This is a genomic window from Marinobacterium aestuariivivens, from assembly GCF_042661465.1.
GTDB lineage: Bacteria > Pseudomonadota > Gammaproteobacteria > Pseudomonadales > Balneatricaceae > Marinobacterium_A > Marinobacterium_A aestuariivivens.
Genome location: NZ_JBHSWE010000001.1, coordinates 2596326 through 2613558, shown reverse-complemented (window position 1 = coordinate 2613558; position 17233 = coordinate 2596326). Strand labels below are relative to the sequence as shown.

Below are 17233 nucleotides of genomic sequence, written 5' to 3'. Positions count from 1 at the left end.
CGATCTTGACCGACGACAAGTACAAGCAGGAGGTTTTCCTTGATCAGGTTCTTACTTAACCAGGAACTGCGGGTAGAGCGCGATCTCGACCCGAATGTCACGGTTCTCAACTACCTGCGCGAGCACCTGGGCAAATCCGGTACCAAAGAAGGCTGTGCCTCGGGCGATTGCGGTGCCTGCACCGTGGTAGTGGGTGAACTGGTGGACGACCGGATCCGCTACCGCACCCTCAACTCCTGCCTGACCTTCTTCTCGACCCTGAACGGCAAACAGCTGATCACCGTCGAGGACCTGAAGTACAACGGCCAGCTGCACAGCGTGCAGCAGGCCATGGTCGACTGCCACGGCTCCCAGTGCGGCTTCTGCACCCCCGGCTTCGTGATGTCGATGTTCGCGCTGCAGAAAAACGGCAAGGGCTACGACAGGGCCGCGACCGAAGAAGCGCTGGCCGGCAACCTCTGCCGCTGCACCGGCTACCGCCCGATCATCGAGGCCGCCGAGAAGAGCTGCAACGCGCCGATGCAGGACCAGTTCGATCGCCAGTACGAGGCCACCGTTGCCCAGCTGCGCGCCATCCAGCCGGACAGCACCTGCGAGCTGAGCGCCGCCGACAACCGCAGCTTCTCGCCGCTGACCGTGGCCGACCTGGCCGACCTCTACTGCAGCCACCCGGACGCCCGCCTGCTGGCCGGCGGCACCGACCTGGCGCTGGAGGTGACCCAGATGCAGCGCCGGCTGCCGGTGATGATCTACGTCGGCAACGTCAGGGAACTCAAAACCGTCGAAATCTTCGACGATCGTATCGAGATCGGCGCCGCGGTGCCGCTGACCGACTGCTACGAAGTATTGGCACGTGAATATCCGGATTTCGGGGAGCTGCTGCATCGCTTTGCCTCCCTGCAGATCCGCAACCAGGGTACCCTTGGCGGGAATATCGGAAATGCCTCACCGATCGGCGATTCGCCACCCGCCCTTCTTGCCCTTGGCGCGCAGATCGTCCTGCGCAAGGGCAACAGCACCCGCACCGTCGCGCTGGAGGACTATTTCGTCGACTACCGCGTCACGGTGCAGCAGGAATCGGAGTTCATCGAGAAGATCATCGTGCCTCGGGCACAGGGTCGCGACAGCTTCCGCGTCTACAAGATTTCCAAGCGTCTGGACGATGACATCTCCGCCGTCTGCGGCGCCTTCGACCTGCAGATCGAGGATGGCCGCGTCAGCGACGCCCGCATTGCCTTCGGCGGCATGGCGGCGATACCGAAACGCGCGCGCCACTGCGAACAGGCGCTGCGCGGCCAGGCCTGGAACGACGAAACCCTCGAAGCTGCCATCGAAGCACTGGCGCAGGACTTCACGCCGATCTCCGATTTTCGCGCCAGCAAGGAATACCGCCTGCTGATCGCCGGCAACCTGCTGCGCAAGTACAAAATGGAACTCAGTGCCCCTGAGCAAGCTATACGGGTGACCGCTCATGTCTAACCACAACAAGACCACCAGAACCCAGGACGAGATGATGGAACTGGTGCGCCAGGACCTGAAAACCGGCGTCGGCCGCAAGATTCCGCACGAGAGCGCCGCCAAGCATGTCTCCGGCGAAGCCGTCTACATCGACGACCGGCTCGAGTTCCCGAACCAGCTGCATGTCTACGCCCGTCTCAGCGATCGCCCGCATGCGCGCATCCTGAAGATCGACACCGCGCCCTGCTACCAGATCCCGGGCGTGCGCATCGCCATCACCAGCCAGGATGTGCCGGGCCAGCTCGACATCGGCGCCGTGGCGCCGGGCGACCCGCTGCTCGCCGACGGCAAGGTCGAGTATGTCGGCCAGCCGGTGATCGCGGTGGCCGCCAACAGCCTCGAGACCGCCCGCAAGGCGGCAATGGCCGCAGTCATCGAATACGAGGACCTGGAACCGGTACTGTCGGTCGAGGACGCGCTGAAGAAGAAGCATTTCGTGCTCGACAGCCACCAGCACAAGCGCGGCGATTCCGCCGGGGCGCTGGCCGGCGCGCCGCATCGCCTGCAGGGCAAGCTGCACATCGGCGGTCAGGAACACTTCTATCTCGAGACCCAGATCTCCTCGGTGATTCCGACCGAGGACGACGGCATGATCGTCTACACCTCGAGCCAGAATCCCACCGAAGTGCAGAAGCTGGTCGCCGAGGTACTCGACGTGCCGATGCACAAGGTCGTCATCGACATGCGCCGCATGGGCGGCGGCTTCGGCGGCAAGGAAACCCAGGCCGCGGGCCCGGCCTGCATCTGCGCCGTGATCGCGCGTCTCACCGGTCAGCCGACCAAGATGCGCCTGCCGCGTGTCGACGACATGATGCTGACCGGCAAGCGCCATCCGTTCTATGCCGAATACGACGTCGGCTTCGACGACGACGGCCGCCTGCACGGCATTGACCTGGTACTGGCCGGCAACTGCGGCTACTCGCCGGACCTGTCGGGCTCGATCGTCGACCGCGCGATGTTCCACTCGGACAACGCCTACTACCTCGGCGACGCCACCGTCACCGGCCACCGCTGCAAGACCAACACCGCCTCGAACACCGCCTACCGCGGCTTCGGCGGCCCCAGGGCATGGTGGCGATCGAATACATCATGGATCATATCGCCCGCACCCTGGGCAAGGACCCGCTGGAGGTACGCAAGCACAACTACTACGGCAAGGAAGACCGCAACGTCACCCACTACTACCAGACCGTGGAGGACAACCAGATCCAGGAGCTGACCGCCGAGCTCGAGGCCAGCAGCGCCTACCGGCAGCGCCGCCGCGAGATCGCCGAATTCAACCGCGCAAGCCCGGTCCTGAAGAAGGGCATCGCGCTGACACCGGTGAAGTTCGGCATCAGCTTCACCGCCACCTTCCTCAACCAGGCCGGCGCGCTGATCCACATCTATACCGATGGCAGCATCCACCTGAACCACGGCGGCACCGAGATGGGCCAGGGCCTGAACACCAAGGTCGCCCAGGTGGTGGCCGAGGAGTTCCAGGTCGACATCGATCGCATCCAGATCACCGCGACCAACACCGACAAGGTGCCGAACACCTCGCCGACCGCCGCCTCCAGCGGCGCCGACCTGAACGGCAAGGCGGCCCAGAACGCGGCCATCACCATCCGCACGCGCCTGGTGGAGTTCGCCGCCCGTCACTTCAACGTGACCGAGGAGGATGTCGAGTTCCGCAACAACCATGTGCGCATCCGCGACAAGGTGCTGCCGTTCGAGGAGCTGATCCAGCTGGCGTATTTCAACCAGGTGTCGCTGTCGAGCACCGGCTTCTACCGCACGCCGAAGATCTACTACGATCGCGACCAGGCGCGCGGCCGCCCGTTCTACTACTACGCCTACGGCGCGGCCTGCTCGGAAGTACTGGTCGACACCCTGACCGGCGAATACCGCGTGCTGCGCACCGACATCCTGCACGACGTCGGCGCCTCGCTGAACCCGTCGATCGATATCGGCCAGGTCGAGGGCGGCTTCGTCCAGGGCATGGGTTGGCTGACGATGGAGGAACTGGTCTGGAACCAGCAGGGCAAGCTGACCACCAACGGCCCGGCGGGCTACAAGATCCCGGCGGTGGCGGACATGCCGGCGGACTTCCGCGTACGCCTGGTCGAGAACCGCAAAAACAAGGAAGACACCGTGTTCCACTCCAAGGCCGTCGGCGAGCCGCCGTTCATGCTCGGCATCTCGGTCTGGTGCGCGCTGCAGGATGCGGTCGCCAGCGTCGGCGACTACCGCCACGCGCCGCTGATCGACGCGCCCGCGACGCCGGAACGCGTGCTCTGGGGCATCGAACAGATAAAACATGCCATGGCACAGGACGCCGTACTGGAAACCGTTTGAGACCCGGAGACTAGACGATGAACAGGGTTGACTGGATCAGTGCACTGAACAAGCTGCGCGACAAGGGCGAGCCCTGCGTGCTGGTGACCATTCTCGAGGAGCGCGGCTCGACACCGCGCAACAGCGGCTCGAAAATGGTCGTCACCGCCGATCGTACCTTCGAAACCATCGGCGGCGGCCACCTCGAGCACAAGGCGATGAAGATCGCCCGCCAGATGCTCGCCGACGGCGACAGCGAGGTACGCCTCGAGAAGTTCTCCCTCGGCGCCAGTCTCGGCCAGTGCTGCGGCGGCGCCACCACGCTGCTGTTCGAGCCGGTGCTGCAGCCGGCGATCCAGATCGCCCTGTTCGGCGCCGGCCACGTCGGCCGCGCCCTGGCGCCGCTGCTGGCCAGCCTGCCCTGCAAGGTACGCTGGATCGACTCGCGGGACAACGAGTTCCCCGACGAGATCCCGCACGGGGTCGAAAAGGTGGTCAACGAATTCCCGGTCGACGAAGTCGACGAGATGCCGCCGCACAGCTACTTCATCGTGCTGACCCACAACCACCAGCTCGACCAGGAGTTGTCGGAGCGCATCCTCGGGCGCAACGACTTCGACTACTTCGGCCTGATCGGCTCCCGGACCAAGCGCAAGCGCTTCGAGCACCGTCTCAAGGCCCGCGGCATCAGTGAAACGCAGCTCGAGCGCATGATCTGCCCGATGGGGATTCCCCAGGTCAAGGGCAAACTGCCGGCCGAGATCGCCATCGCCGTCGCCGGCGAGGTGATCGCCCACTACAACGCCGACTTCGGCGAACAGAAGAAACCCGAGACGGACGACCAGCGGCTGAGCATCTGCCGCCCGGCCTGACGCAACGCATTCGACCCCGCCGCGGTGTCACATCCGCTGACAGCACGGGGTCTCATATTTCGACGAGAGTGACTGCATGACTTCTGCACGCAAGGCTTACCGCGCCTCCATCATCCACAGCATTGGCGACCCCGCCGAGGTGGGCGTGGAAGCGTCCTACGAATATTTCGAAGACGGCCTGCTGGTCGTCACCGACGGCCGGGTCGAATCGGTGGGCGATGCCGGCGTGCTGCTGGCCAACCTTCCGGCCGGCACCGAGGTGACCGAATATCCCGACGCACTGCTGATGCCGGGCTTCGTCGACACCCATATCCACTATCCGCAGACCGGCATGATCGCCTCCTACGGCGAGCAGCTGCTGGACTGGCTCAACAACTACACCTTTCCGGCCGAAAACGCCTTCAGCGATCCGGCCCATGCCGCCGAAGTGGCCGAAGTGTTCCTCACCGAGCTGCTGCGCAACGGCACCACCACGGCGCTGGTGTTCGGTACCGTGCACAAGGGTTCGGTCGATGCCTTCTTCAGCGCCGCCGAGCAACGCAACCTGCGCATGATCGCCGGCAAGGTGCTGATGGATCGCAACGCGCCGGAGTACCTGACCGACACCGCCGAATCCGGCTACCGCGACAGCCGCGAGCTGATCGAGCGCTGGCACGGCAAGGGCCGGCTGCACTACGCGGTGACGCCGCGCTTCGCGCCAACCAGCACCGACGAGCAACTGGCCGCCGCCGGGCAACTGCTGCAGGAGTACGAAGGCCTCTACATGCATACCCACCTGTCGGAAAACCGTGACGAGGTGGAATGGGTCAAGTCGCTGTTCCCGCAGTGCAGCGGCTACCTGGACGTCTACGACCACTACAACCTGCTGAGCGAGCGCTCGGTCTTCGCCCACGGCATCCACCTGTGCGACGACGAGTGCAAGCGCCTGTCGGAAACAGGGTCCGCGATCGCCTTCTGCCCGACCTCCAACCTCTTTCTCGGCAGCGGCCTGTTCAACCTGCCGAAAATGGAGCAGCACAAAGTGCGCGTGGGCCTGGGCACCGACGTCGGCGCCGGCACCAGCTTCTCGATCCTGCAGACGCTCAACGAAGCCTACAAGGTGATGCAGTTGCAGGGCGCCAAGCTGAGCCCGTTCAAGTCGCTGTACCTGGCCACCCTGGGCGGCGCCCGTGCGCTGCGCCTGGAAGACCGCATCGGCAGCTTCGCATCAGGCAACGAGGCGGATTTCGTGGTGCTGGACTATAACGCCACGCCGCTGATGCAGTACCGCATGGCGCAGGCGAAGACGCTGGACGAACGGCTGTTCGTACTGATGATGCTGGGCGACGATCGCACCGTGCGCGAAACCTTCGCCGCCGGCGAGTCGGTTCACCGCCGCGATTGAGGCGAGATAATGATACAGCTGGGCCGGATAGTTAACGTAGGATGGGTGAAGCCGCACTGGCACCGGGTGTCGGTACGCAGCGGCCTCGATCCGGCGCAACCCATCAATGCCGCAGAGCCTACGGTTCTGGACAGTACTCCGAAGATGGGTTGCACGGCGCCCAGACCGGGACAAGATCGGATATCCGGTCGCCTCACGCCGTTCCACCCATCCTACGCATTAGGTGGCGCCACCGCGCGTCGTTCAGCCGGTGCGCTTCTTGCGGGCCTTGGGCTCCTTGCGATCCTTGATCAGGTGCGAGAATACCGCGTGCAGATCGCCCGACGCACCGTCATCCTGCAAGTTCAGCTTGTGATCGATATGGTCCAGGTGATGCATCATCAGCTCCACCGCCTTTTCCTTGTCCCGCTGCTGAATTGCCTTGATCAGCTGATTGTGCTCGTCGTAGGAGCAGTGCGAACGGTTGCCGGATTCGTAGCGGGCGATGATCAGCGAGGTCTGGGAAACCAGGCTGCGCTGGAAGTTCAGCAACGGCGCGTTGTTGGCCATCAGCGCCAGCTGCAGATGGAACTCGCCGGACAGGCGGATACCGGTACCGCGGTCACCTTTCTCGAGGCAGGCCTGCTCTTCATCGACCAGACGCTGCATGTTGGCGATCTGCTCGGGGGTGGCATTGTCCACCGCCAGCTCGGTAATCGCCCGCTCGACAATACGTCGCGCGAACGAGATCTGCCGGGCCTCCTCGAGGCTGGGCTCGGCGACGACGGCGCCGCGATTGGGACGCAGCAGCACGACCTGCTCGTGGGCCAGGCGCGACAGCGCGCGGCGGATGATGGTACGGCTGACCCCGAAAATCTCGCCCAGGGCCTCTTCGCTCAGTTTGGTGCCCGGCGCAAGACGCTGCTCGAGGATGGCATCGAAGATATGGGCATAGACCACATCGTCCTGGGTGCCGGATTTGCCACTGCGGGCGCTGTCGTCCCGGCCAATGATGTTCTGCAAACGATCGTTCATAAACCTGACCACTATCGGTTATCGGCCCGACCCGTACCGGCGGAATTGAAGCCGGGCAAAGACGGAGCTAGCTATTCGAATGCTCTGAATAGTACATAAGCAACAAACAATTGTACACGTATGGGCGGAACAATTCTGACTACAGAAATCCCGCTCAGTGCCGCTGCCCGCCACCGGAGAGCCTTTTCCAAAAAAGCCTCTCCCAGACCCTGCAAGGGTTACTGCGGATCCAGCACTGACGCCGCCAACGGGACAGATTTCCTGTTTCCAAAAAACGCCTGAAACCTGACGGAGAAGACAATAACCATTGACTTTTATGTATACAATCCGACAATACAGCCAATGAATCAACCGGGTATTGCCGAAGGGCTCACAGGGAAGCGAAAACCATCGAAACGGGAACGCAAGGCTCTTAATACCAATCACATTTGCGAGGAGTACGAGTTGTGGCGAGCATTGAACAAGAACAACATGCCGCTCATTCCATCAATGAGCCCCAGGCCTCTGGTTTTCTCGATCGCTTTTTCAAACTGAGCGAACACGGGACCAGTATCAAAACCGAAGTGATTGCGGGCCTCACGACCTTCGTGACCATGGCCTACATCATTTTCGTCAACCCCAACATCATGGCCGATGCCGGCGTCGACCACGGCGCGGCCTTCGTTGCCACCTGTATCGGCGCCGCCCTGGCCTGCTTCCTGATGGGCCTTTATGCCAACTGGCCGGTCGGTCTGGCGCCGGGCATGGGCCTCAACGCCTTCTTCACCTACACGGTCGTCGGCGAAATGGGCTACAGCTGGCAGATCGCCCTCGGCGCGGTCTTCCTGTCCGGTGTGCTGTTCGTGATCCTGAGTTTCTGGAAAATTCGCGAGTGGCTGCTGAACAGCATCCCGATGAGCCTGCGCTTTGCCATGGGTGCCGGTGTCGGCCTCTTCCTCGGCCTGATCGGGCTGAAAACCGCCGGCATCGTCGTCGACAGCCCCGCCACCCTGCTGACCATGGGCTCCTTCAACCAGCCCGGCGTGCTGCTGGCGGCGCTCTGCTTTCTGATGATCGCAGTCCTGTCGCACCACCGCGTTTTCGGTGCGGTGCTGATCAGCATCCTGGCGGTCACCGCCATCGGCTGGGGCCTGGGCCTCGTCGAATATCACGGGCTGGTTTCGATGCCCCCGAGCCTGGCACCGACCTTCCTGGCAATGGATATCGCCGGCGCCTTCGACGTCGCCATGATCAGCGTCATTCTGGCCTTCCTCTTCGTCAACATGTTCGATACCGCCGGCACCCTGATGGCGGTGGCGCACCGCGCCAACCTCATCCGCGAGGACGGCTATATCGAGAACATGAGCAAGGCATTGAAAGCGGACAGCAGCTCCAGCGTCATCGGCGCCTTCGTCGGCTGCCCGCCGGTGACCAGCTATGTCGAGAGCGCTTCGGGTATCGCGGCCGGCGGCCGCACCGGCCTGACCGCCGTGGTCTGCGGCATCCTCTTCGCCGCTGCCATGTTCCTGGCACCTCTGGCCGGCATGATCCCGGCGTATGCCACGGCCGGCGCGCTGATCTACGTCGCCATGCTGATGATGGGCGGTCTGCACACCATCAACTGGAAGGATCACACCGACATGATCCCGGCCATCGTCACCGTGGTGATGATGCCGCTGACCTTCTCGATCGCCAACGGCATCGCCATGGGTTTCATCACTTACGCGGTGATGAAGGTCTTCACCGGCAAGGCCAACAAGCTGTCGCTGGCCATGTACGTGCTCTGCGCCATCTTCGTGGCCAAGTTCGTGTTCCTGTAACCACGTTTCAAGCCTTCGGCCGGATACGACGATCCGGCCGAATCCCTGCCCCGCAGGGGCCTGCAGGCCCCTGCGGCTTTTTCGTTCCGACAAGGAGACTCTCGCCCATGCCTCTGGATACCTGGCTGCTCTACACCACTGCCATCTTCGTGGTCATTCTGATCCCGGGGCCACTGTCGCTGCTGATGGTGAGCAACAGCCTCAACTACGGCATCCTGCGCTCCGCACCGGCCTTTCTCGGTGGTGTCAGCGCCTCGGTGCTGCTGCTGAGCGCTTCGGCTCTGGGTCTCGGCGCGCTGCTGCTGGCATCGGAACGGCTCTTCACGGTGCTGAAATTCGCCGGCGCCCTGTACCTCTTCTACCTGGCCTGGCGCAGCTGGCGCGAAGCCGGCCAGGTCGGCGCAGGCGCCCTGCCCGGTGAACAGCAGGTGCCGGGGTTCAGGGCGATGTTCTGGCGCGCATTCGCCCTGGGTGCCAGCAACCCGAAAGACATTCTGTTCTTCGCCGCCTTCCTGCCGCAGTTCATTGCCGCCGACCGGGCCCTGCTGCCGCAGTTGCTGTTGATGATCCTGACCTGGGCTGCCGCGGATCTTGTCTGCAAGCTTGGCTACGGCCTGACCGCCCGCGGCGCCGCCCGCTTCATCACCTCGGGCCGCAGTCGCGCCTGGTTCAACCGGGTCACCGCCGGTATTTTCGCCAGCGCCGGCACCGCCGCGGTGCTGAGCAGGGCGTAAAAAGGTTACGGGTGACACGTAACAGGTGACGGGGTACGCGCAAAAGCGAGGGTGGTGCGGGTTGAATGGTAGGGTGGAATGAGCTTGCGAATTCCACCGGTGCTATCAGATGTCGGAATTCGCCCCTTCGGGCCTCATTCCAACCTACGCGCTGCCCCCTGGCGAACCGCATCGTTTCACCAATCGGTGCGGTGCGCTTCGCTTACCAGCACCCTACGATACCGTGGGTTCGCAACGCGTCACCCTTGCACAAATACAAAAAAACCCGCAGGGCTTTTACCTGCGGGTTTTTCTCAACGGCACCGCGCAATCAGCTGCCGCGATAGGTCGAATAGCTGTAAGGGGAAATCAGCAGCGGCACATGGTAGTGCTCATCCCGATCCGCAATACCGAAGCGCAACACCACCTGATCCAGGAAAGCGGGCCGCGGCAGTTCGACACCCAGCCGGCGGTAGTAGTCGCCAGCATCGAAGATCAGCTCGTAGACCCCCGGAACAAAAGCTTCGCCTTCCAGCACAGGGCTGTCGCAACGGCCGTCATCGTTGGTCGTCGCCGTCGCGATCAGTTCGCGCTCCGGTCCGATACGGTAAAGTTCGATCTGAATACCGCTGCCGGGACGGCCATGGGCGGCATCGAGTACATGCGTCGTCAAATATCCCATCAGTTCAAGAGGTTCTTCCGGTTCCCGGCTGCCAGTCCTGGGGCTGCAACCCGCTCCGTTCCGCCTCTCCTCCTCTGTCTGTCCGAATCAATCAGTGGATGCCGCGCCAGGGTGCCCGCCACGGCTGTCGAGACAATCTAAACATTTTTAGCTTTTTTTGTACACAAAAATACCCTCAACTTTTGCACCCACAATTTCGAGACCGGTTTCAACGCAGGAACTGGCCGCCCGGAGGCGGAGAACTACGACGTCCAATGCCCTTTACGGGAGCACGAACCTGAAAAGGCTGTCCAATAATCGACAAATGTTATTTACAATGAATTCTATTTTTTGTATACAATAAAACAAATCCCTGCTCCCGAGGCGTACACCGGTGGCAGGCGTCCACCCCATTCGCTGCAAGATCGACGAGGAGCTGCCCTGTGAGCAACGACTATCCACGCGACCTGATCGGTTACGGTGCCAACCCGCCCCACCCCCGTTGGCCGGGCAATGCCCGCGTCGCCATCTCTTTCGTGCTGAACTACGAAGAGGGCGGCGAACGCTGCATCCTGCACGGCGACAAGGAGTCCGAAGCCTTCCTGTCCGAGATGGTGTCGGCCCAGCCGCTCCAGGGCGAGCGCAATATCAGCATGGAGTCGCTGTACGAGTACGGCAGCCGTGCCGGCGTCTGGCGTCTGCTGCGCCTGTTCAAGAAATACGACATTCCACTGACCATCTTCGCCGTCGCCATGGCCGCCGAACGCCACCCCGAGGTGATCCGCGCCATGGTCGAAGCCGGCCACGAGATCTGCAGCCACGGCTACCGCTGGATCGATTACCAGTACATGGACGAATCCGAGGAACGCGACCACCTGCAACGCGCCATCGAGATCCTGACCAAGCTTACCGGCGAGCGTCCGCTGGGCTGGTACACCGGCCGCCTCAGCCCTAATACCCGCAACCTGGTGATGCAGGAAGGCGGTTTCCTGTACGACTCCGATGCCTACGACGACGACCTGCCCTACTGGGTCGACAACAACGGCAAGGGTCACCTGGTCATCCCCTATACTCTGGATACCAACGACATGCGCTTCACCCAGGTACAGGGTTTCAACAGCGGCGAGCAGTTCTACCAGTACCTGAAGGATGCCTTCGACGTCCTCTACGAAGAGGGCCAGGACGCGCCGAAGATGCTGTCGATCGGCATGCACTGCCGCCTGCTGGGTCGCCCGGCACGCATGGCGGCACTGGAGAAGTTCATCAATTATGCCCGCAGCCATGACAAGGTCTGGTTCACCCGCCGGGTCGACATCGCCCGCCACTGGCACGAACAGCATCCGTACACGCCGGAGGGCAGCCTGTGAGCCGTTTCCAGACCTGCACCCCGAGCACCCTGAGCCGCGAAGCCTTCGTCGAGATCTTCGGCGATATCTACGAGCATTCGGCCTGGGTCGCCGAACAGGCCTTCGACAGCGGTCTCGGTGCCGAACATGACGAGATCGAGGCGCTGCACGCCCTGATGTCGAACCAGCTGATGGCCGCCGATAGCGAACGCCAGCTGGCGCTGATCAATGCTCACCCGGACCTGGCCGGCAAGGCCGCGGTGCGCGGCGAGCTGACGGCCGCCTCGACCTCCGAGCAGGCCGGCGCCGGCATTCACGAATGCAATGCCGAAGAGTTCGAGCGCTTCACCGAGCTGAACAACGCCTACAAGGACAAATTCCGCTTTCCGTTCATCATGGCGGTCAAGGGCAGCAACCGGCACCAGATCCTGGCAGCATTCGAAGAACGCATTCACAACAGTCCCGAACAGGAGTTCGAACGGGCACTGGCCGAAATCAACAAGATCGCGCTGTTCCGCCTGCAGGCCCTCTGAGCGCCCGACGACAGCCGTTAAGGAAAGAAGAAGATGAGCAATCAGACACAGAATTTCGAGAAGTACATCAACCTGGCCGATGCCCGCCTGGGCACCAAAGCGATCTATGTGACCGATGACTGGTTCGCAGACGTCAACCGCCTGTTCAACCCGGAGCCGGCCGTCTGGAAGGAAGGCGTGTTCGACGACAACGGCAAGTGGATGGACGGCTGGGAGTCGCGCCGCAAGCGCTTCGAGGGCTACGACCACGCTATCATCCGCCTCGGCGTGCCCGGCACCATCAAGGGCTTCGATATCGATACCAGTCACTTCACCGGCAACTTCCCGCCGTCGGCTTCCATCGATGCCTGCTACTGCGTCGAGGGCGATCCGAACGAAGATACCGAATGGGTCGAGATCCTGTCGTCGGTCGACCTGGCCGGCAACAGCCACCACCTGCACGGCATCGAAGACGACCGCGCCTGGACCCACCTGCGCCTCAATATATACCCGGACGGCGGCGTGGCGCGCCTGCGTGTCTACGGCATTCCGTTCCGTGACTGGAGCCGCCAGAGTGCCGGCGAGCTGATCGACCTGGCCGCCTCCCTCAACGGTGGCCGCGCCCTGGCCTGCAGCGACGAGCATTTCGGCCGCATGGGCAACATCCTGAACCCGGGTCGTGGTATCAACATGGGCGATGGCTGGGAAACCGCACGCCGCCGCACCCCGGGCAACGACTGGGTCATCGTCGCCCTGGGCCACCCGGGCGAGATCAAGCGCATCGTCGTCGACACCCTGCACTTCAAGGGCAACTACCCGGACAGCTGCTCGATCCAGGCGGCCTATGTCGAAGGCGGCACCGATGCCCAGATCGAAACCCGCAGCCTGTACTGGCGCGAGCTGCTGCCCTCGCAGAAGCTGGAAATGCACCAGGAGCATACTTTCGAGGCCCAACTGAAGGACCTCGGACCGGTCACCCATGTGCGCCTGAACATCTTCCCCGATGGCGGTGTGAGCCGACTGCGCCTGCTCGGCACCATCAGCGAGAAGAACTGAGGTCCCGCGATGCACAAACTGCGAGTTGAACCCCTCAACATCGAGGCCTTCAAGCCGTTCGGCGACGTCATCGCCAGCGAGGGTCATGACTATTTCATGATCAACAACGGCTCGACGCGCCGCTATCACCGCCTCGCGGAGGTCGAAACCGGCAGCGACGGCAGCCCGATCATCAGCATTTTCCGTGCTGACAAGCTGCCGATGCCCCTTTCGGTGCGCATGATGGAACGCCATCCGCTGGGCAGCCAGGCCTTCATTCCGATGCGGGGCAATCCGTTCCTGATCCTGGTGGCACCGCCGGGCGATTCGGTCGAACCGTCCCAGTTGCGCGCCTTCATCAGTGACGGCAGCCAGGGGTCAACTATCATCGCGGCGTATGGCACCATCCGATACTGGCACTGACCGACCAGGACGAGTTTCTGGTCGTCGACCGGGCGGGACCGGGCAACAACTGCGATGAGATCTTCTTCGACGCCAGCGAGGAGATCGTGCTCGACCCGCAGGCTTGACGACTTGGCGAACCGCCCACGGGCGGTTCGACCCGGTGAGGCAGCGGATGCCTCACCGTACCGACTGGGTTGGAATGCCCACTGTCGGACATGGAAGCCGGAGGGCTGGGGACAGTCTGACCGGTCACTGAACAGAACTGACAACCGAACAACGACTAGAAGCATTTGGGGCCCGGGAACAGTACGCGGATTCGTGCACTGAAAGGAATAACCCAGGTTCAGTCACTGGCCCCCGGCATCGGGCCGGTGCAGCTGAGGAGCGAATTATGGATCCGCATATCACCGAATGGCTCAACCTGACCGTGCGCTGGATGCACATGATCTTCGGCATCGCCTGGATCGGCGCATCTTTCTACTTTGTCTGGCTGGAAAACCATCTTGACCGCAGCAAGCCCCGCGAAGGCCTGTCGGGCGACCTCTGGGCCATCCACGGCGGAGGTATCTACCATCTCGAGAAATACAAGCTGGCGCCGCCGAAGATGCCGGAACAGCTGCACTGGTTCAAGTGGGAGGCCTATGCCACCTGGCTCAGCGGCGTCGCTCTGCTGGCCATCGTCTTCTATCTCAATGCGGACCTCTACCTGGTCGCACCGGGATCGGATCTCAGCCCCGCCGCCGCCATCGGCATCGGCATCGGCTCCCTGATCGCCGGCTGGCTCATCTATGACTTTCTCTGCGACTCGCCGCTCGGCAAGCAGCCGGCACTGCTCGGTGCACTGCTGTTCGTACTGATTATCGGCGCCGCCTGGGGCCTGAGTCAGGTATTCAGCGGTCGCGGTGCCTTTATCCATGTCGGTGCCATTATCGGCACCATGATGGTCGGCAATGTCTTTCGCGTCATCATGCCGGGCCAGCGCGCCCTGGTCGGCGCCATCGAGCAGAACCGTGAACCGGATCCGGCCCTGCCGGCCAAGGCCCTGCTGCGGTCACGCCACAACAACTACCTGACCCTGCCGGTGCTGTTCATCATGATCAGCAACCATTTCCCGAGCACCTACGGCAGCACCGCGAACTGGGCCATCCTCGCCGCACTGGCGGTCCTCAGCGTCCTGGTTCGTCATTACTTCAACACCCGCCACGAAAGCCAGAAATGGGCCTGGACCCTGCCGGCCGCAGCGCTGGGCATGGTCGCCCTGGCCTTCGTCACCAAACCGGATTCCGGCGTGCAGGCACCGGCCGTTGCACAGAATGACGCTCAGGCTGCCGCTGCCCGCTCGGTGGAGTTCGATACCGTCTTCAACGTGATCCAGCAACGCTGCACCACCTGCCATTCGGCCACCCCTACCAGCCCCGCCTTCGCCACGGCACCGGCCGGCGTCATCATGGATGAACCGGCCCAGATCCAGCAGCTGGCCACTCGCATCCATGCCCAGACCGTTGCCAGCAATATCATGCCGCTGGGCAACATCACCAACATGACCCAGGAAGAACGCGACCTGATAGGCGCCTGGATCGCCGCCGGCGCCAGCACCGACTGAGCCGCGAACGGCGTGACGCGTGACGCGTGACGCGTGACAGATCGCAGGTTGAGTAGACCGCCATGGACGGCGGAAGGCCGCCCCGCGGGAATGCTGGCATTGCAGGAGCGGATGTCAGTAGAGCGCCGAAGCCGCGAAACCCAACGTTGCGCACACCTATAGCGGCCAGGAGAGTTTAGTCCAACAGCCGCCAGCGTCAGGACAAGCGGCCCGGGAATCCCCCGGGCCGCTTGCTTTTGTAATGAATACTTTTCACTATTTTTTTGTGTACATTTTAAACAAAAACTATAGACAGTATTTTAACCGCCCCCTATAGTGAACCACACCTGACTAAATGGTCAGCAATGTCACAACCCCATCGACAGGCGCGACGCCCGCCGTCACGCCATACTGAACCGATAACAATAACAGGGTAGGCACTTACCATGACTGCAAAGCACGAACGGACCGAGGCAAACACGTCCGTCAACCATGACCTGATTTACCAGCTGGAAGACACGCCCGGGCCGGGCCCTTCCTTTTTCGCCGCACTCCAGCATGTGCTCGCGAGCTTTATCGGCATCATCACGCCCACGCTGATCGTCGGCGGCGTTCTGGGACTCGGCAGCGAGGTCCCCTACCTGGTCAGCATGGCACTGGTCGTTTCCGGTATCGGCACCTTTATCCAGGCCCGACGCATCGGCCCCGTCGGATCCGGGCTACTCTGCGTTCAGGGCACCAGCTTTGCGTTTCTCAGCACCATTCTGAGTGTCGGCTTTATCGTCAAGAATGCCGGCGGCGGACCGGACGAGATCCTGGCGACCATCTTCGGCGTCTGCTTTCTCGCCGCCTTCGTCGAGGTTTTCCTGAGCCGCTTTATCCACAAACTCGAACGCGTTATTACGCCCGTGGTAACCGGGACCGTGATCACCATCATCGGCCTGTCGCTGATCAAGGTCGGCATGACCGACTTTGCCGGCGGTTTTGGCGCCGATGACCTGGGATCACTGGAAAACCTGATGCTTGGCGGCCTGGTACTGGGCACCATCATCGTACTGAACCGGTTCCGGCATCCGATGCTGCGCCTGAGTGCGGTGATCGTCGGCCTAAGCGTGGGCTTCGTCGTCGCCTGGGCCCTGGGCCGGGTCGATTTCAGCGGCCTCTCGACGCTGCCGCTGGTGACCATACCGCAGCCCTTCAAATACGGTTTCTCCTTTGACCTTGCCGCCTTTATTTCGCTGGCCGTCATCTACGTCGTGACCGCAATCGAGACCACCGGCGACCTGACCGCCAACTCGATGGTCTCCCGCCAGCCGGTAAGCGGCCCTGTCTATATCCGCCGCATCAAGTCGGGTGTCCTGGCGGACGGTATCAACTCCTCGATCGCGGCCGCCCTCAACAGCCTGCCGATGACCACCTTCAGCCAGAACAACGGCGTCATCCAGCTCACCGGCGTCGCCAGTCGTCGCGTGGCCTTCTATATTGCCGGCATCCTCGCACTGCTGGGTCTGTTCCCGGTCATTGGCGGCGTACTGCAGCAGATGCCCAAGCCGGTACTCGGCGGCGCCACCCTGATCATGTTCGGTACCGTCGCCACCGCCGGCGTGAAAATCCTCGCCCAGAGCGACCTCAACCGCCGCAACATGCTGATCATCGCCATCTCGATCGGCCTGGGCCTGGGTGTGGCCGGCGTACCGGAGGTGCTGCAGGCCCTGCCGAAATGGGTACAGAATATTTTCGGCTCGCCGGTCACCATCGGTGCCTTCAGTGCCATCCTGCTGAACCTTTTCCTGCCGATGGAAAACAGCAAGACCGAGAGCGCTCCGGCGCAGGCAACGGCCGCCGAGCCATCGACCACCGCCAAGGCGCCGCAGACCGGCGAAGGCCGCCCCGAGGCCCGCACCAGCGTGGAGCAGAACGAAACCGCATCCGGCAAATCGATACTGGGCGCGCCTCAGAACTGACCAGGGCGCGAGGGGACAGACCCTTTCGACTCCCGGAGCGCACTGCGCTCCGGGATTTGCTCGCTCCAGCCCCGGCCTGGCTGCGCCTTGAGCCGCCGAAGAGCCCAGTGGT

13 protein-coding genes and 2 pseudogenes are annotated in these 17233 nt (G+C 62.7%); 13 read left to right on the top strand and 2 right to left on the bottom strand.

From position 1 onward, the window contains the following. Positions 1 to 39: 39 nt before the first annotated feature. The 5 genes and pseudogenes from xdhA (at position 40) to guaD (ending at position 6090) form a co-directional block, all read left to right on the top strand. Positions 40 to 1479: a xanthine dehydrogenase small subunit gene (gene xdhA / locus ACFQDL_RS13560; protein ID WP_379909472.1), complete on the top strand. Its 1440-nt coding sequence runs from the start codon at positions 40 to 42 to the stop codon at positions 1477 to 1479. After that, positions 1472 to 2607: pseudogene (locus ACFQDL_RS13555) on the top strand (molybdopterin cofactor-binding domain-containing protein); the annotation flags it as partial. The gene xdhA and the pseudogene ACFQDL_RS13555, both read left to right, overlap by 8 nt. Next, positions 2608 to 3855 carry a molybdopterin cofactor-binding domain-containing protein gene (locus ACFQDL_RS13550; RefSeq protein ID WP_379913076.1) on the top strand — a complete coding sequence of 416 codons (1248 nt, stop codon included), beginning with the start codon at positions 2608 to 2610 and terminating at the stop codon, positions 3853 to 3855. A gap of 17 nt (positions 3856 to 3872) precedes the next feature. Further along, the gene (gene xdhC, locus ACFQDL_RS13545) at positions 3873 to 4706 is read left to right on the top strand and encodes a xanthine dehydrogenase accessory protein XdhC (protein ID WP_379909471.1); all 834 of its coding nucleotides are present in this window, start codon (positions 3873 to 3875) and stop codon (positions 4704 to 4706) included. Positions 4707 to 4782: 76 nt separating this feature from the next. After that, positions 4783 to 6090 (top strand): guanine deaminase, encoded by a 1308-nt coding sequence (gene guaD, locus ACFQDL_RS13540; RefSeq protein ID WP_379909470.1) that lies wholly within the window; start codon positions 4783 to 4785, stop codon positions 6088 to 6090. A gap of 243 nt (positions 6091 to 6333) precedes the next feature. Here guaD and ACFQDL_RS13535 read toward each other — a convergent pair whose 3' ends face one another. Next, positions 6334 to 7104, bottom strand: coding sequence for a GntR family transcriptional regulator (locus ACFQDL_RS13535; protein ID WP_379909469.1), 771 nt, complete (start codon positions 7102 to 7104; stop codon positions 6334 to 6336). Between the two features lie 455 nt (positions 7105 to 7559). Between ACFQDL_RS13535 and ACFQDL_RS13530 the strand changes: the two genes are divergently transcribed. Together ACFQDL_RS13530 and ACFQDL_RS13525 are read left to right on the top strand one after the other, a co-directional pair. Continuing rightward, entirely contained in the window at positions 7560 to 8903 is a 1344-nt protein-coding gene (locus ACFQDL_RS13530; protein ID WP_379913074.1) for an NCS2 family permease, read from the top strand. 107 nt (positions 8904 to 9010) lie between these two features. Next, on the top strand, positions 9011 to 9637 hold the full coding sequence (locus tag ACFQDL_RS13525) for a LysE family translocator (RefSeq protein ID WP_379909468.1): 627 nt from the start codon (positions 9011 to 9013) through the stop codon (positions 9635 to 9637). Between the two features lie 310 nt (positions 9638 to 9947). Here the strand turns inward: ACFQDL_RS13525 and uraH are convergent, their stop codons facing one another. Further along, complete coding sequence (gene uraH / locus ACFQDL_RS13520; RefSeq protein WP_379909466.1) at positions 9948 to 10298, bottom strand: hydroxyisourate hydrolase; 351 nt, start codon at positions 10296 to 10298, stop codon at positions 9948 to 9950. A gap of 422 nt (positions 10299 to 10720) precedes the next feature. Here uraH and puuE point away from each other — a divergent pair, with 422 nt between their 5' ends. The 6 genes and pseudogenes from puuE to ACFQDL_RS13490 all read left to right on the top strand — a co-directional run bounded on the left by puuE (position 10721) and on the right by ACFQDL_RS13490 (position 17121). Continuing rightward, entirely contained in the window at positions 10721 to 11644 is a 924-nt protein-coding gene (puuE, locus tag ACFQDL_RS13515; protein WP_379909465.1) for an allantoinase PuuE, read from the top strand. Continuing rightward, positions 11641 to 12156 (top strand): 2-oxo-4-hydroxy-4-carboxy-5-ureidoimidazoline decarboxylase, encoded by a 516-nt coding sequence (uraD, locus tag ACFQDL_RS13510; RefSeq protein ID WP_379909464.1) that lies wholly within the window; start codon positions 11641 to 11643, stop codon positions 12154 to 12156. The genes puuE and uraD overlap by 4 nt, the downstream gene beginning before the upstream one ends. A 33-nt stretch (positions 12157 to 12189) precedes the next feature. Beyond that, complete coding sequence (gene alc / locus ACFQDL_RS13505) at positions 12190 to 13191, top strand: allantoicase (RefSeq protein ID WP_379909463.1); 1002 nt, start codon at positions 12190 to 12192, stop codon at positions 13189 to 13191. 9 nt (positions 13192 to 13200) lie between these two features. Beyond that, positions 13201 to 13700 (top strand): annotated as a pseudogene (locus ACFQDL_RS13500) (ureidoglycolate lyase). Positions 13701 to 13966: 266 nt separating this feature from the next. Next, complete coding sequence (locus tag ACFQDL_RS13495; protein WP_379909462.1) at positions 13967 to 15178, top strand: urate hydroxylase PuuD; 1212 nt, start codon at positions 13967 to 13969, stop codon at positions 15176 to 15178. 425 nt (positions 15179 to 15603) lie between these two features. Further along, positions 15604 to 17121: a nucleobase:cation symporter-2 family protein gene (locus ACFQDL_RS13490; protein WP_379909461.1), complete on the top strand. Its 1518-nt coding sequence runs from the start codon at positions 15604 to 15606 to the stop codon at positions 17119 to 17121. The last annotated feature ends 112 nt before the right edge of the window (positions 17122 to 17233 follow it).

Excerpts from the sequence above, each read along its gene's own strand:
- ACFQDL_RS13550 (WP_379913076.1), top strand. The coding sequence starts at position 2,608 with ATGGATCATATCGCCCGCACCCTGGGCAAGGACCCGCTGGAGGTACGC.
- xdhC (WP_379909471.1), top strand. The coding sequence starts at position 3,873 with ATGAACAGGGTTGACTGGATCAGTGCACTGAACAAGCTGCGCGACAAG.
- guaD (WP_379909470.1), top strand. The coding sequence starts at position 4,783 with ATGACTTCTGCACGCAAGGCTTACCGCGCCTCCATCATCCACAGCATT.
- ACFQDL_RS13535 (WP_379909469.1), bottom strand. The coding sequence starts at position 7,104 with ATGAACGATCGTTTGCAGAACATCATTGGCCGGGACGACAGCGCCCGC.
- ACFQDL_RS13525 (WP_379909468.1), top strand. The coding sequence starts at position 9,011 with ATGCCTCTGGATACCTGGCTGCTCTACACCACTGCCATCTTCGTGGTC.
- uraH (WP_379909466.1), bottom strand. The coding sequence starts at position 10,298 with ATGGGATATTTGACGACGCATGTACTCGATGCCGCCCATGGCCGTCCC.
- alc (WP_379909463.1), top strand. The coding sequence starts at position 12,190 with ATGAGCAATCAGACACAGAATTTCGAGAAGTACATCAACCTGGCCGAT.
- ACFQDL_RS13495 (WP_379909462.1), top strand. The coding sequence starts at position 13,967 with ATGGATCCGCATATCACCGAATGGCTCAACCTGACCGTGCGCTGGATG.
- ACFQDL_RS13490 (WP_379909461.1), top strand. The coding sequence starts at position 15,604 with ATGACTGCAAAGCACGAACGGACCGAGGCAAACACGTCCGTCAACCAT.